The 14,824-nt window shown below is 69.2% G+C and carries 14 protein-coding genes; 2 read left to right on the top strand and 12 right to left on the bottom strand.

All coding sequences use genetic code 11. From position 1 onward, the window contains the following. Positions 1-157 precede the first annotated feature (157 nt). The 11 genes from proB to P5P27_RS07340 all read right to left on the bottom strand — a co-directional run bounded on the left by proB (position 158) and on the right by P5P27_RS07340 (position 13,284). Positions 158-1,276 (bottom strand): glutamate 5-kinase, encoded by a 1,119-nt coding sequence (gene proB / locus P5P27_RS07390; protein WP_222111796.1) that lies wholly within the window; start codon positions 1,274-1,276, stop codon positions 158-160. Beyond that, positions 1,266-2,771, bottom strand: a complete 1,506-nt coding sequence (gene obgE, locus P5P27_RS07385; RefSeq protein WP_222111797.1) for a GTPase ObgE — start codon at positions 2,769-2,771, stop codon at positions 1,266-1,268. Before obgE ends, proB begins: the two co-directional genes overlap by 11 nt. Positions 2,772-2,876: 105 nt before the next feature. Continuing rightward, positions 2,877-3,140, bottom strand: coding sequence for a 50S ribosomal protein L27 (gene rpmA / locus P5P27_RS07380; RefSeq protein WP_006896650.1), 264 nt, complete (start codon positions 3,138-3,140; stop codon positions 2,877-2,879). A 34-nt stretch (positions 3,141-3,174) separates the two neighbouring features. Next, entirely contained in the window at positions 3,175-3,486 is a 312-nt protein-coding gene (gene rplU, locus P5P27_RS07375) for a 50S ribosomal protein L21 (RefSeq protein ID WP_006896649.1), read from the bottom strand. 224 nt (positions 3,487-3,710) lie between these two features. Next, positions 3,711-6,854 carry a translation initiation factor IF-2 N-terminal domain-containing protein gene (locus P5P27_RS07370; RefSeq protein ID WP_278127076.1) on the bottom strand — a complete coding sequence of 1,048 codons (3,144 nt, stop codon included), beginning with the start codon at positions 6,852-6,854 and terminating at the stop codon, positions 3,711-3,713. 323 nt (positions 6,855-7,177) lie between these two features. Next, the gene (gene ndk, locus P5P27_RS07365) at positions 7,178-7,594 is read right to left on the bottom strand and encodes a nucleoside-diphosphate kinase (protein WP_278127075.1); all 417 of its coding nucleotides are present in this window, start codon (positions 7,592-7,594) and stop codon (positions 7,178-7,180) included. Positions 7,595-7,680: 86 nt separating this feature from the next. Next, complete coding sequence (locus P5P27_RS07360; RefSeq protein WP_278127073.1) at positions 7,681-8,097, bottom strand: hypothetical protein; 417 nt, start codon at positions 8,095-8,097, stop codon at positions 7,681-7,683. 132 nt (positions 8,098-8,229) lie between these two features. Further along, positions 8,230-8,643: a DUF4233 domain-containing protein gene (locus P5P27_RS07355; RefSeq protein WP_006896645.1), complete on the bottom strand. Its 414-nt coding sequence runs from the start codon at positions 8,641-8,643 to the stop codon at positions 8,230-8,232. After that, the gene (gene folC / locus P5P27_RS07350; RefSeq protein ID WP_278127070.1) at positions 8,640-10,046 is read right to left on the bottom strand and encodes a bifunctional tetrahydrofolate synthase/dihydrofolate synthase; all 1,407 of its coding nucleotides are present in this window, start codon (positions 10,044-10,046) and stop codon (positions 8,640-8,642) included. The genes P5P27_RS07355 and folC overlap by 4 nt, the downstream gene beginning before the upstream one ends. Next, positions 10,043-12,718: a valine--tRNA ligase gene (locus P5P27_RS07345; protein WP_278127068.1), complete on the bottom strand. Its 2,676-nt coding sequence runs from the start codon at positions 12,716-12,718 to the stop codon at positions 10,043-10,045. Before P5P27_RS07345 ends, folC begins: the two co-directional genes overlap by 4 nt. 89 nt (positions 12,719-12,807) lie before the next feature. Then, on the bottom strand, positions 12,808-13,284 hold the full coding sequence (locus tag P5P27_RS07340) for a MarR family winged helix-turn-helix transcriptional regulator (protein WP_006896642.1): 477 nt from the start codon (positions 13,282-13,284) through the stop codon (positions 12,808-12,810). Between the two features lie 103 nt (positions 13,285-13,387). Here P5P27_RS07340 and P5P27_RS07335 point away from each other — a divergent pair, with 103 nt between their 5' ends. Together P5P27_RS07335 and P5P27_RS07330 are read left to right on the top strand one after the other, a co-directional pair. After that, positions 13,388-13,777 carry a YidH family protein gene (locus P5P27_RS07335; RefSeq protein ID WP_278127065.1) on the top strand — a complete coding sequence of 130 codons (390 nt, stop codon included), beginning with the start codon at positions 13,388-13,390 and terminating at the stop codon, positions 13,775-13,777. Further along, complete coding sequence (locus P5P27_RS07330) at positions 13,774-14,085, top strand: DUF202 domain-containing protein (RefSeq protein ID WP_006896640.1); 312 nt, start codon at positions 13,774-13,776, stop codon at positions 14,083-14,085. Before P5P27_RS07335 ends, P5P27_RS07330 begins: the two co-directional genes overlap by 4 nt. Positions 14,086-14,092: 7 nt before the next feature. On the opposite strand, the gene mobA is transcribed toward P5P27_RS07330, so the two are convergent. Next, on the bottom strand, positions 14,093-14,704 hold the full coding sequence (mobA, locus tag P5P27_RS07325) for a molybdenum cofactor guanylyltransferase (RefSeq protein ID WP_006896639.1): 612 nt from the start codon (positions 14,702-14,704) through the stop codon (positions 14,093-14,095). Positions 14,705-14,824 lie beyond the last annotated feature (120 nt).

Raw genomic sequence — 14,824 nt, 5'->3', positions numbered from 1 at the left:
CCGCTGCGCTCCGGGCCTACTCGACAACCCTGCCGGGCCGTCCCCCACAGTCCAATCGACAAGCCGCTCCCCCAGGCCAGTCGAGTCGCACGCGAACGAAGTGAGCGAGCGTATCGAGACACCCCTGCCTCGACACTCTCCTCCGACGAAACCGGAGTCAGGCCGGGACCAGGTCGTCGGCGTGGATGATCGGACGGCGCAGATCGGCGGGCAGCTCGGACGTCGAACGGCCGATCATCTGCGCGACGTCGTCGGCGTCATACGATGTGACGCCTCGGGCGCGAACTGTTCCGGCCGCGTCAACCAGCTCCACCACGTCGCCGTCGGAGTAGTCGCCGACCGTCGCGGTGACACCCGCGGCCAACAGCGACCGTCGCCGACCGCAGACCGCGGCGACAGCACCGTCGTCGAGCGTCAGCGTGCCGCGCGCCTCGGCTGCGTGGCGCACCCAGAACCGTCTGGCCGACATCCGGGTCGGCCGGGCTTTGAAGACGGTGCCGACCGAAGCGTTCGACAGCGCCTCACCGGCGGCCGAGGCCGCGGCCAACAGCACCGGGACACCCGAGTCGGCCGCCAGCCGCGCCGCCGCCAGCTTCGATGCCATGCCGCCCGTTCCCAGCGCACCGCCGTTGCCTGCGATCACTCCGTCCAGGTCGTCGGGTCCGTCGACCTGTTCGATCAGCCGCGCCGGTTGGCCGTCAGGGCCGGGTTTGCGGGGATCGCCGTTGTACAGCCCGTCGACGTCCGACAGCAGCACGAGCGCGTCCGCGTGCACCAGGTGCGCGACGAGGGCGGCCAGCCGGTCGTTGTCGCCGAAGCGGATCTCGTTGGTGGCGACCGTGTCGTTCTCGTTGACGACCGCCACCGCATGCAGCGCGCGAAGCCGGTCGAGCGTTCGCTGCGCATTCGCGTGGTGTGACCTGTTCGACACGTCGTCGGCGGTCAGCAGCACCTGGCCGACGGTACGGTCGTAACGAGCGAACGACGTCCCCCAGGCGTGCGCCAGGCGGAGTTGGCCGACGCTCGCCGCCGCCTGCTTGGTCGCGAGATCGCGGGGCCGCTTCTTGAGGCCCAGCGGCGCGATTCCCGCGCCGACGGCCCCCGACGACACGACGATGACGTCCGATCCGGCGCGCATCCGTGCTTCGAGTGCGTCGACCAGCGCGTCGAGCCTGGCGTGGTCGATGCCGGTCACCATGTCGGTGACGGCGGACGAACCGATCTTCACGACGATGCTGCGGGCCGTCGCGAGGAACTGCCGAACATCACTCGTCATCGACGTCCGACTCCTCCTGCCCGAGATCCCCTGCGCCCCAACCCAGCTCGTTCTCATCGGAGGCCTGGCGGCGCATCTTGCGCGCGAGCTTGCGCTCTGCGGCACCCACTCGGTCGTTGCGCTCCAGACGGATGTCGGTGCCGCGGCCGGTGATCGGCACGGCCTCGCCCATCGGAGTCGTCGGCTCCCAGTCGAAGGTCATCTCGCCGATCGTCACCGGCGCGCCCGGCTTGGCACCGCGCTTCACCAGCGCGTCCTCGACGCCGAGGCGGTTCAGCCGATCCGCGAGATAGCCGACGGCCTCATCGTTGTCGAACTGCGTCTGACGCACCCACCGCTCCGGACGGGCCCCGCGCACGATGAACCCGCCCTCGACATCGGGATCGGCGACCACGGTGAACTCCGACTCGTCGACTGCCTTGGGCCGGATGACGGCGCGGCGGGCCACGGGCTCGGCGTGCTCGGCCCGGTACCGCGCCACCATCTCCGCGAGCGCGAAGGTCAGCTCCGACAGTCCCTGGTGGGCCACAGCGGAGATGCGGAACACCGGCCAGCCTCGCTCGGCGATGTCGGCTTCCACCAGATCCGCCAGCTCAGCCGCCTCGGGAATGTCGATCTTGTTCAGGATGACCACGCGCGGCCTCGTGGCGAGGTCGCCCAGCGAGTGGTCGGCGTCCAGCGCCGGCTGGTACGCCGCGAGTTCGGCCTCGAGCGCGTCGATGTCCGACACCGGGTCGCGTCCCGGTTCGAGGGTCGCGCAGTCCACGACGTGCGCCAGGACGGCGCAGCGCTCCAGGTGCCGGAGGAAGTCCAGTCCCAGTCCGCGACCCTGCGACGCTCCGGGGATCAGGCCGGGCACGTCGGCGACGGTGAATACCTCGGCACCGGCGGTCACGACGCCCAGGTTGGGAGCCAACGTGGTGAACGGGTAGTCGGCGATCTTCGGCTTCGCCGCGGAGAGCACCGACACCAACGACGACTTGCCCGCCGACGGGAAGCCGACGAGCCCGACGTCGGCGACCGACTTGAGCTCGAGGGTCAGTTCCCGCTCGTCTCCGGGCTCGCCGAGCAGCGCGAATCCCGGCGCCCGGCGCGCCCGCGAGGCCAGCGCCGCGTTGCCCAGACCACCCCGGCCGCCCTGCGCGGCGATGAACTCGGTACCGGCACCGACCAGGTCGGCGACGATCTCGCCGTCCTCGTCGATCACCACCGTCCCGTCGGGCACCTTGAGGATCAGGTCCTCACCGGCGCCGCCGTTCCGGTTGCCGCCCATGCCGGGCTTCCCGTTGGTCGCCCGCGCATGCGGCCGGAAGTGGAAGTCGAGGAGGGTGTGCACCTGCGGGTCGACGACCAGCCGGACGTCGCCGCCCCGGCCGCCGTTGCCCCCGTCGGGGCCGCCCAGCGGCTTGAACTTCTCGCGATGCACGGACGTGCAGCCGTGGCCGCCGTTGCCCGCCACGACCTCGATCTTCACGCGGTCGACGAAGCGTGACATGTTCCAGCCTTCCTCGAATGGGTCCAGATAAGCCGACAGGGCGGGTCAGGGTGTCTAGAGACCCTGCCCGCCCTGTCGAAAAGAGCTATGAGTTCGGATGCCAGGTCAGACTGCGACCGGCTCCGGGACGATGTTCACCGTCTTGCGACCGCGCTTCACATCGAACTTGACCGCACCGGCCGCGAGAGCGAACAGCGTGTCGTCCTTACCGCGGCCGACGCCCACACCCGGGTGGAACTTGGTGCCGCGCTGACGGACCAGGATCTCGCCGGCGCTGACGACCTGGCCGCCGAAACGCTTCACACCGAGTCGCTGAGCATTCGAATCGCGACCGTTGCGCGAGCTCGATGCACCCTTCTTATGTGCCATCTGACTGTCCTCCTGAAATGCTGAAGAGCGAGTTCTACTTGATACCGGTGACCTTGAGGACCGTCAGCTGCTGACGGTGGCCCTGGCGCTTGTGGTAGCCGGTCTTGTTCTTGAACTTGTGGATCCGGATCTTCGGGCCCTTGGTGTGCTCGACGACCTCACCGGTGACCGAGACAGCGGCGAGCTTGTCGGCGTCGGTGGTCAGATTCGCACCATCGACGACCAGCGCAACCGGCAGCTGCACAGTGCTGCCAGGCTCTCCGTCGATCTTCTCGACCTTCACAATGTCGCCCTCGGCGACCTTGTACTGCTTACCGCCGGTCTTGACGATCGCGTACGTTGCCATTCCCGCTGTCCTCTTAACTCGTCTCATCGGGCCGGAGTGCGCAGGCCGATCCTGCGTGTCCGACATAATCTGGTGTGTGCGGTCCGCGGCCTCAAGGCCCTCGAACCTCTCCCGCCGATGCGCGCAACTGTCTACGCGCCTGCGGGAGGCGACCTGTCAAGGCTACGGTACCGGGCCTGTCCAGGTCAAACTCTCGGCGCGCGGGCCGCGCGCCGAGAGGAAGGTCACTGCTGCGCGGGCGGCGGCCCCGCGGCGCGGCGACCACTGCGCCGCCGGGGCGAGCGCGTGACCGCGACCACCGGCTCGGCGGACTGTTCGGCCACCGTCGTCACCGGCTCATGCTCCACGACCTCGTCCACCGACTCGACGGCCGTCGTCGGTGCGGCCGCACGGCGTACTGCGCGACGACGTCGACGCGTCACCACCGCCACCGGCGGCTCCGGTGTCTGCGTCATCGTCTCGACGACGACCTCCGCCGCGACTTCGCTCACTGCACCGTCTGTGGCAGCGACCTCGGCCACGGCCACCTCAGCGATTTCGACCTCGGCATTCTCGACCTCGGGCGCCTTCACCTCGGGCACCGAGGTATCGGCGGCCGGCTCGGCCGCCGCGTCGTGCTCGTCGTGGTCGTCCGGATGAGCCATGGCGCGGAACAGCGGATGCTCGGCGGCCGGCTTGTGCGGTGCGGGCTTGGCCGGCGCCGCCTCCTGCTGAGGCTGCTGGTCTCCCCCGCGCCGACGCGAGCGGCGCGACTTGCGTGAACCTCCGTCGCCGCCGTTGCGGCTTCCGTCGTCAGCCGGGCGTACCTCAACCGGATTGGCGTGCACGATCACCCCGCGACCGGAGCACGCGGTACAGGTGGTCGAGAACGCCTCGAGGAGACCGGTGCCGAGCCGCTTGCGGGTCATCTGCACCAGTCCCAGCGAGGTGACCTCGGAGACCTGGTGCCGCGTCCGGTCCCTGGCCAGGGCCTCGGTGAGCCGTCGCAGAACGAGGTCGCGGTTCGATTCGAGAACCATGTCGATGAAGTCGACGATGATCATGCCGCCGATGTCGCGCAAGCGCATCTGCCGCACGATCTCCTCGGCGGCTTCGAGATTGTTGCGCGTGACGGTCTCCTCGAGGTTGCCGCCCGAGCCGGTGAACTTGCCGGTGTTCACGTCGACCACCGTCATCGCCTCGGTGTGCTCGATGATCAGCGTGCCGCCGGACGGCAGCCACACCTTGCGGTCGAGCGCCTTGGCCAGCTGCTCGTCGATGCGGTGCACGGTGAACGAGTCGGGCGCGTCGGCATGCGCCTTGGTGAAGCGTTCGAGCCGCTCGGCGAGGTCGGGAGCGACGTCGTTGACGTACCCCGATACCTGCGACCATGCGCGTTCGCCCTCGACGACCAGCTTGCGGAAGTCCTCGTTGAACAGGTCACGGACCACTCGAACCAGCAGATCCGGCTCTTCGTACAGCGCCTTCGGAGTGCCCGGTGCCTTCGACCGGTGCTCGTCGGCCGCCGCCTCGATGCTCTTCCACTGTGCTTCGAGGCGCTCGATGTCCGCGCCGAGTTCCTCGGCGCTGACGCCCTCGGACGCGGTCCGGATGATGACGCCGGCCTCGTCCGGGACGAGCTTGGCCAGGATCTGCTTGAGACGCTTGCGCTCGGTGTCGGGGAGCTTGCGGCTGATACCCGTCGACGTCCCTCCCGGCACGTACACCAGGTACCGGCCGGCGAGGGAGATCTGCGTCGTCAGCCGTGCGCCCTTGTGCCCGATCGGGTCCTTGCTGACCTGGACCAGAACGTGGTCGCCCGGCTTGAGAGCCTGTTCGATCTTGCGCGAACCGCCGTCGAGGCCGGCGGCCTCCCAGTTGACCTCGCCGGCGTAGAGGACGCCGTTGCGTCCGCGGCCGATGTCGACGAAGGCGGCTTCCATGCCCGGAAGCACGTTCTGCACGCGCCCCAGGTAGATGTTGCCGACCATCGACTGCGAGGTCTCGGTGGTGACGAAGTGCTCCACCAGCACGCCGTCCTCCAGGACGGCGATCTGCGTGTAGTCCTCCACCGGCGCCGCATGCTGATCGTGGCCGTCGCCCGCACCGGAGGCGGCGCGCTCACGCACCACCATCACGCGCTCCACCGATTCCCGGCGCGCCAGGAACTCCGACTCGGTCAGGATCGGCGGACGACGCCGCCCGGCGTCACGACCGTCTCGCCTGCGCTGCCGCTTCGCCTCCAGCCGCGTGGAACCCGAGATGCCCTGCACCTCGTCACGCACCTTCTTGGCGCGCGGCTCACGCTCGTGGACCACGGTGTTGGGCGGATCGTCCGCCGAGACCGTCTCATCCGAGTCGGACCCGCCACGGCGGCGGCGCCGGCGGCGACGCCGCTTGCTCGACGGGACCGCTGCCTCGGAGTCCGCCTCGGTCTCTTCGTCCGACTCCGATCCGGTCGCATCGGCCTGTGTCTGGTCCGCATCGGCCGTGTCGTCGTCCGGCCCGTTCTTCTCGGGACCGCTCGTCTCGGCGGTGTTCTGGTCCGACTCCACGCCGTCCTGAGCGTCGTCCGACTCACTGTCGGATCCCTCGGGGCCCTGATCGCCGCGACCGCGACCGCGCCCGCGACGCCCGCGCCTGCGCCTGCGGGACCGGCTCTCGCTCTCGCCGGACGTCTGTTCGTCATCCTCCCCGCCGGCTGCCGGAACCTCCGACTCGGGCTCGACGGGCGCTGTGGCGGTCTCCGGAGCGGCCGGCGTCTCGTCACCGGTGCCTGCCTCGTCGACCTCGGACTTCTTGGGCTTCTTCGCCGACGCCTTCTTCTTGCCCGGCTTCTTGTCGGCCTGCTTCTCGGACCCATCCGATTCCGGGACGTCCGTGGTCTCGGCCTTCTTGCCCTCGGTCTTCTTACCGTCAGCTTTCTTGCCGTCCGACTTCTTGCTGTCGGCTTTCTTGCCGTCCGACTTCTTGCCTTCGGCCTTCTTGCCGCCGGCCTTCTTGGCTTCGGCCGTCTTCTCACCGTCCGGAGCGGTCTCATCGGCGTCCGCCGCCAGGAACAGCGGCGCGGTCGCCTCGGCCTTCGCCGTCGACACCGGCTGCGGCGTCTCGACCGCCGAGAACAGCGACGGCGCCCCCGGCTCTCCGGCCTCATCTGCCGCATCCTCGACGGCACCACTGATACGGAGCTCGACGGCTTCGGCGTCGGCTCGAGAGATCGACGACTGCGCGGTGCGCGCCGTCACCCCCATCTCCTGCAGGTGCGCGAGCACCTGCTTGCTGGTCAGTCCGAGCGTGCGGGCGAGCGCATGCACGCGGAGTCGAAGGGGGAATTTTTCCGCTGGCTGATCTGCCGAAGTGGCATCAGCCGACGACCCGTTATCTGTCACGTGGTCTCCTCAAGACCCCCGGGCGCGTCGCACAGATGAACTCGACAACGCGGCCACGCGAGGGCCTTTCCAATGTGTGCCGGCCTCTACGGCCGGGTGTTATGTGGTCTTCGCGTCGTCAAGACGCCTTGCGTGACGCAGGCCTGGGACCGAAGCCGGACCCCAGGCTGGGGTCGGACGGAACCGGGTACTCAAAACGGCTGTGCGTCGATCGTCGGTGCCAAAGCGTGACTCCGACGACTAGGCAAGTATCCCACATCACGGGCCGTAACCCGCACACGAGTGACGAAAAGGCTCCCGCGCGCCGTGTCGGCGTCGTCGAATCAGGAGTTCAGAGAGGGGAACCAGAGAGCGATCTCACGCGCCGCGGATTCGGGCGAATCCGATCCGTGCACGAGGTTGAACTGCGTTTCCAGCGCGAAGTCACCCCGGATGGTGCCCGGCGTGGCCTTCTCGACGGGATCGGTGCCGCCGGCGAGCTGGCGGAATGCGGAGATGGCCCGCGGACCTTCGACGACGGCCGCGACGACCGGACCCGAGGTGATGAACTCGAGCAGCGAGCCGTAGAACGGCCGCTCGGCGTGCTCGGCGTAGTGCTCGCTCGCGACCTCGACGGTCACGTCACGCAGTTCCAGGGCAGCCAGGCGCAGTCCCTTGCGCTCGATGCGGGCGATCACTTCGCCGACCAGTCCGCGCTGGACGCCGTCGGGCTTGATGAGGACGAGAGTCTGTTCAGTCACGCAGGACACTGTAGCGATGCACGACACCGCCCGCACCGTCCCACCCCCGCGGGCGGGTTCACCGTGCCTGACTCACCGCGCCCGAGTCACTTCGGGCAGTACTGCTTCTCGACGGCGAAGAACCCGTAGTTGAACACCCCGCCCGCCTGGCCGGGACCGTCGACGATGATCTGCAGGCACGCGCCCGGCGTGTCGACGGCCGCATCGAGCTCCTGCTTGAGCGTCTTGGCCATCTGCCGGTTGGCGCTGGAGTACGCGGGCGGCGCGGGCAGGTTGGCGATCACCTGGTCGACGCCGCGGTCGGCGAGCCACAGGGTCGAGGACCGCGTCGCGAGATAGCCGAGCGCCCCCTCGCGCACCGGCATCGGAATGCTCGCTTCCGGTGTCTGCGACGGCTGTGACGGCTGCGACGAGGGCTCCGCGCTCGCGATCGGCGCCGCCAGCACCGTCGCCGCAGCGACGGCCCCGGCTACGATCCCCACCCGGCCTGCGCGACTCGTCACCCTGTCGGTCCTCCCCATCCACTGCCTCCATCGATTCGATTGCTGCCGTGTCGTACGACACAGTGGTGAGTGAGTGTAACCGACGGTCGCAGAAATCGACGATTCCGCGGGAGCCGAGCGCGTCCGGGCCGATCAGATCGGGTGCTGGCCCGGCAGCCGCCCCTGCTCGATCCGCTTCTCGACGTCGCGCTTGATGTACGCGATGTAGATCCACACGATCAGGAAGATGACGCCGACGATCGCGATGGACCAGTGGAAGAATCCTCCCGCGATCACGAACACCTGCATCACCAGGTTGACCTCCAGCGCGCGGGGCCTGCCCTGACGGCCGGACAACAGCAGCAGGATCAGCGTCACGATGCCGAGGTAGAGTCCGGACGCCCAGGTGACGCCGCCGGCCAGCTTCGCCACCACCGGGAACGCCAGCGCGACCACGATCACCTCGAGGATCAACGTCCCCGCCATGACCCCTCGGAAGCCCTTCCACGGGTCGGCGGCGGGCGGGGTGAACTGCGCGGCGTTCTCCGGAATCGATTTCTCGGTCATGACGGCTCCTTGCCGAAGAGTGTACGGCCCGCGCCCGCGGTGACGACGGATCCGGTGATGATCACACCGGCTCCGGAGACCGCTCCCCCCTCGCCCTCCTCGGCGAGCGAGACGGCGGCCTCGACCGCGTCCGGAAGGAACGGTTCCACCACCACGCGTTCGGCTCCGAACACGTCGTTCGCGATGTCGGCGAGCGCGTCGGTGTCGAGCGCTCGGGGCGAGCCGTTGTTGGTCAGGACGACGACGTCGAGCACCGGCTCGAGTTCGGTGAGCACACCGCGCGCGTCCTTGTCGCCGAGGACGCCGACCACCCCGACGAGCCTGCGGAAGTCGAACTCCGAGACCAGCGCTCGGGCGAGCGCGCGGGCGCCGTGCGGATTGTGCGCGGCGTCGACGAAGACGCTCGGGGCGCTGCGCACCCGCTCGAGACGGCCGGGACTGGCGACATCGGCGAAACCGGCTCGCACCGAGTCGACGTCGAGCCTGCGGTCGGCGCCCGCACCGAAGAAGGCCTCGACCGCGGCGAGTGCGAGTGCCGCGTTCTGCGCCTGATGCGCACCGTGCAGGGGCAGGAAGATCTCGTCGTAGACGCCGCCGAGACCGCGGATCGTGAGCAGTTGTCCGCCGACGGCGGTGGTGGACTCGAGGACGGTGAACTCCGAGTCCTGCCGGGCGACGATGGTGCCTGCCTCCACCGAGGCCCGCAGCAGCACATCGGTCACCTCGGGCTGCTGAGGTGCGATCACCGTGACCGGATCCATCGCGATCACCGCGTCCGACGGCCCCGGTTTGATGATCCCGGCCTTCTCGCCCGCGATGGCGGCCAGGGTATCGCCCAGATAGTCGGCGTGGTCCATTGCGATCGGGGTGATCACCGCGACCTGCGAGTCGATCACATTGGTGGCGTCCCAGCGCCCGCCCATGCCGGTCTCGACGACGGCCACCTCGATCGGGGCCTCCGCGAAGGCCGCGTACGCGATGGCGGTCAGCACCTCGAACTTGCTCATCCGAGGTCCGCCGCCGGCCGTCGACGAGTCGTCGACCATCGTCACGTACGGCTCGATGTCGCGATAGGTGTCGATGTAGGTGCGCGCCGGTATCGGCGCGCCGTCGATGGCGATCCGTTCGGTCACCGACTGCAGATGCGGGCTGGTGATCCGGCCCGTACGCCGATGGAAGGCGCGGAGCAGCGAATCGATCATCCGGGTCACCGAGGTCTTGCCGTTGGTTCCCGCCACGTGGATCGACGGGTACGCGTGCTGCGGGTTGCCCAGCAGTTCCATCAGCGCGTTGATCCGGGTCAGCGACGGCTCGATCCCGGTCTCGGGCCAACGCGTGTCGAGTTCGGCTTCGAGCGCGTGGAGTTCGGCGAGATCGTCGGCGGAATCGCGTGAGCGCGTCACCGGCCGGCCAGCCCCTCGAGTTTGGCCTTCAGCCGCGCCACCTCGGCCTCGGCGAGATCCCGGCGCGCCTTGATCTTCTCGACGACCGCGTCGGGCGCCTTCGACAGGAACTGCTCGTTGCCGAGTTTGGCGGACGTGCCCGCGAGCTCCTTCTCCGCGGCGGCCAGATCCTTGGCGGCGCGCTTGCGCTCGGCTTCGACGTCGACCGTCCCGGAGGTGTCGATCGCGACGGTCGCGGTGCCGGTGGAGAGGCGGACCTCCACGGTCGCGGTGGCCGCGAAGCCGTCGCCCGCGCCCTCGAGCCGGGCCAGCGAATCGAGTTGCGGGCGCAGTTCGGCCAGCCCCGCGGCGTCGAGTCCGTCGACGGTCGCGGCGACCCGCTGCCCCGGCTTGAGACCCTGGTCGCTGCGGAACCGACGGACCTCCGTGATCAGCTTCTGCAGGTCCTCCACGCGGCGGGCGGCGTCGACGTCGGCGGGCGCGCCCGACGGCGTCGGCCACTGCGCCACGACCACCGACTCCGACCCGGTGAGCGTCTTCCACAGAACCTCGGTCACGAACGGCATCACCGGATGCAGCGCCCGCAGCAACTTGTCGAGAACGGTGCCCAGGACCAGCGCGGTCCGCTCGGCCCGCTCACCGCCCTCGGCCACCTGGACCTTCGACAGCTCGAGGTACCAGTCGCAGACCTCGTCCCACGCGAAGTGGTAGAGCGCCTCGCACGCCTTCGAGAACTCGTAGCTCTCGAAGCCCTCGTCGACCTCCGCGAGCACCTCGTCGAGCCGGGACAGGATCCAGCGGTCGGCGACCGTCAGCTGTTCGCCGGCGGGGAGTTCGCCCACGCGCGCACCGTTCATCAGGGCGAACTTGGTGGCGTTGAACAGTTTGGTGGCGAAGTTGCGCGAGCTCTGCGCATGGGACTCGCCCACCGAGATGTCGCTGCCCGGATTGGCGCCGCGTGCGAGCGTGAAGCGCAGTGCGTCGGCGCCGAATCGGTCGACCCAGTCGAGCGGGTCGATGCCGTTGCCCTTCGACTTGCTCATCTTGCGCCCGTGCTCGTCACGGACCAGACCGTGCAGGAAGACGTCGTGGAACGGCACCCGTGCGTCTCGGCCGGAGAATCCGCTCGCGTCGAGCTTGCCGACGTAGGTGCCGAACATCATCATCCGGGCCACCCAGAAGAACAGGATGTCGTAACCGGTCACCAGCACCGAGGTGGGATAGAACTTGTCCAGCTCAGCGGTCTTGTCCGGCCATCCCATGGTGGAGAAGGGCCACAATCCCGACGAGAACCAGGTGTCGAGGACGTCCGGGTCCTGCTCCCAGCCCTCGGGCACGGTGTCGTCCGGACCGAAGCACTCCACCTCGCCGTTCGGGCCGTACCAGATCGGGATCCGATGCCCCCACCACAGCTGCCGGGAGATGGTCCAGTCGTGCATGTCGTCGACCCATGCGAACCAGCGCGGTTCCTGGCTCGCCGGATGGATCACCGTCTCCGAATCGCGGACGGCGTCGCCCGCGGCCTTGGCGAGGGCTTCGACGCTGACCCACCACTGCATCGACAGCCGCGGCTCGATCGGCTCGCCCGCGCGCTCGGAGTGCCCGACGCTGTGCAGGTACGGCCGCACCTCCTTGACGATGCGCCCCTGTTCGGCCAGGGCCTCGCGAACCGCGACCCTGGCCTCGAAGCGGTCGAGTCCGTCGAACCGCGTCCCGGTCCCCTCGATCCTGGCGGTCTCGTCCATGATCGTGATCATCGGGAGATGGTGCCGCTGCCCGATGGCGAAGTCGTTCGGATCGTGGGCGGGAGTGATCTTGACCGCGCCGGATCCGAACTCCGGGTCGACGTAGTCGTCGGCGATGACCGGGATCTTCCGATCCAGGAACGGGTGATCGAGCTCGACGCCGATCAGATCGCGGTAGCGCTCGTCGTCGGGATGGACCGCGATGGCGGTGTCGCCGAGCATCGTCTCCATGCGGGTGGTCGCGACGACGATGTGCGGCTCGGCGTCGTCGAGCGATCCGTACCGGAACGAGACGAGCTCTCCCTCGACGTCCTCGTACTTGACCTCGATGTCGGAGATGGCGGTCTGCTGGGCGGGCGACCAGTTCACGAGGCGCTCGGCCCGGTAGATCAGCCCGTCGTCGTACATCCGCTTGAAGATCGTCTGGACCGCGCGGGAGAGCCCCTCGTCCATGGTGAAGCGGTCGCGGCTCCAGTCGACGCCGTCGCCGAGCCTGCGCATCTGGCCGGCGATGGTGCCGCCGGACTCGGCCTTCCACTGCCACACGCGCTCGATGAAGGCTTCACGGCCGAGTTCCTCGCGGCTGGTGCCCTCCGCCGCGAGCTGCTTCTCGACGATCGTCTGCGTCGCGATTCCCGCGTGATCCATGCCCGGCAGCCACAGCACCTCGTAGCCCTGCATGCGCTTGCGGCGCGTCAGCGTGTCCATCAGGGTGTGATCGAGAGCGTGGCCCATGTGGAGCGAGCCGGTCACGTTCGGCGGCGGCAGGACGATCGAGTAGCCCGGCTTGGCACTCGAGGCGTCGGCCGTGAAGTACCCGGCGTCCACCCAGCCCTGGTAGAGGTCTGCCTCTACCGCACTCGGGTCCCAGCTCTTCGGCAGGGCTTCGGCGGTGGTCTCTGGGTCACGGGATTGCGCACTGGTCACCTGGGTGATTCTAGAGAACACCGCGCACCGCCGTCGCCGCCATGTCGCCGTAAGCGGCCTGGCTCACTCCCCGAGCCCCGGTCCCGGTGTCAGCCGAGGTCGTCGAGTCGCGCCGCGAGCGCTGCGAGCGCGGGCACCGCGACCCTGATCGCCGCGCGCTGGTCGCCGTCCAGCCCGGCCAGCGCCTCCGAGATCCGCCGCTCGTTCGCCCGCGTCCACTCGTCCAGCCGGGTGCGCCCGACCTCGGTGAGCCGTACCTGGACAGCGCGGCGGTCGTCAGGGACCGGTTCTCGGACGATCAGCCCGTTCTTCACCATCTGATTCACCAGAGTGCTGACCGTGTTGGTCGCCATCCGGTGTTTGCGGGCCAGCTCGCCGATCCGCAGTCCCGGCTCCCGCGCGAGGCGCTGCAGGAACTCGACCTGCGCCATCGGCAGCGACTCCCACGCGAAGTCCTCGCGCACGCTCGACCGCAGCGACCGGCGCAGCTGCGTGATCACAGCGGTCAACTCCCACGCGCCGTCGTCTTCTGTGACCCGGTCCACACCGGGCTCGGTTTCAGTCATGTTAATCTACTTCTGTCTGCTACAGAACTATTTACGTCGACGCTGTTCATGTCGACACGCCTCCGCGCCGGTACCCCGGCACCGGCCACGACGATTGAGATCAATGAGCAATACCCTCCCGCAACGCCGACCCGCCGCCGTCTACTCCGTCGGTGAGGAGCCGGACGTCCGCTTCTCCCTCGCGAACGAACGCACGGCACTGGCCTGGGTCCGCACCGCTCTCGCCCTGATCGCCGGCGGTATCACGCTGACGACCGTCGCCGGCCTGACCTCGTCTCCGATGGTCGTCCACCTGCTGTCTCTGGTGGCATGCGTCGCCGGCGGCGCGCTCGCTATCGTCGCACTGCTCTCGTGGCGGCGCAACGAGCGGGCCCTGCGACTCGGCCTGCCCTTGCCGCCCCCGCTGCCGCTGCCCTGGCTCGTCGTGGGCATCGCGGTCGTCGCCGCCGGGCTCGTCGGCTTCGGCGTCGTGTCGATTCTGCGTCTCTCGTGAGCATCGACCCGGGCCTCCAACCGCAGCGCACCGCATTGGCCTGGCAGCGGACCGGCCTCTCCGTCCTGCTCGCCTGCGCGGCCGCCGGCTTCGCCGCCCTGCGTCACGGATTCCCGGCGGCGGCCCTCTGCACGTTCGTCGCCGGTGTCGTCCTGTGCCACGTCGCAGTCCGGCACTTTCCGAAGGGGCCGGACCGCGTCGCCGGGACCGGTTCGGTCTGGCCGACGATGGTCGCGACCGTTGGCGTGGTGGTCGTCATCGCGCTAGCGGGTACCGCACTCGCCATAGCCGATATGGTCTTCGGCTGACCGGCCCTCACGATGCGCGCGAACTGCGCAATCGATGCAGGTCCTCGGGTGCGTCGACGTTGGTGAGCCAGTCCGGGTCCGAGACCCCGATGCGGCGTGTGACGAGCGCATCGAGGGCCGCACCCATCCGGAGCTCGCCCTTCTCCACGAGGTCGGCGAGTTGCTGCGCGGAGCGAGTGCGGTAGACGCCGGCCATCGGGTGATCGCGCCCACCCTCGTGCGCGACGACGACGTCGGTCGATTCGGTCAGCCCGTCCAGGAGTTCGTCGATCAGCCCGGTGTCCACGAGCGGCATGTCGGTGGCGCAGACGAAGGCCGCCTCGGCACCGGCGTCCGCCGCCGCCTGCAACGCCGCCACCAGTCCACCGAGGGGGCCGCTGCCCGCCTTCTCCGTGGTGACCCAGTCGAGGTCCGTCTCGTCGCTCAGCTCGAGGTACGCCTGCGATGTCCGCGGCGCCGCGACCAGCACCGGTTCGCACCGGGCGCTGATCGCCCATGCGATCCGGCTGAGCATCGGCGCGCCGTCCCACTCCATCGCCGCCTTGTCCTGCCCCATGCGGCGAGAACGCCCGCCCGCGAGGATGATTCCGGCCAGTCTGTCTTCGCCCGTGCGCGTCATCTGCCCAGTGTCCCAAAGACTCCGCGGAACCGGGTCCGTCTTGGTTCAAACGGTCGGCCGCGGGCTGCATCGCACGGGAGCCGGGCACGACGACGGCCGGCGTCCCCGTCTCGACGGGAC

It is taken from the genome of Gordonia sihwensis (genome assembly GCF_029632925.1).
Classification (GTDB): domain Bacteria; phylum Actinomycetota; class Actinomycetes; order Mycobacteriales; family Mycobacteriaceae; genus Gordonia; species Gordonia sihwensis.
The sequence above is the reverse complement of the archived record's forward strand: the minus strand, read 5'-3'. Positions and strand labels throughout refer to the sequence as shown.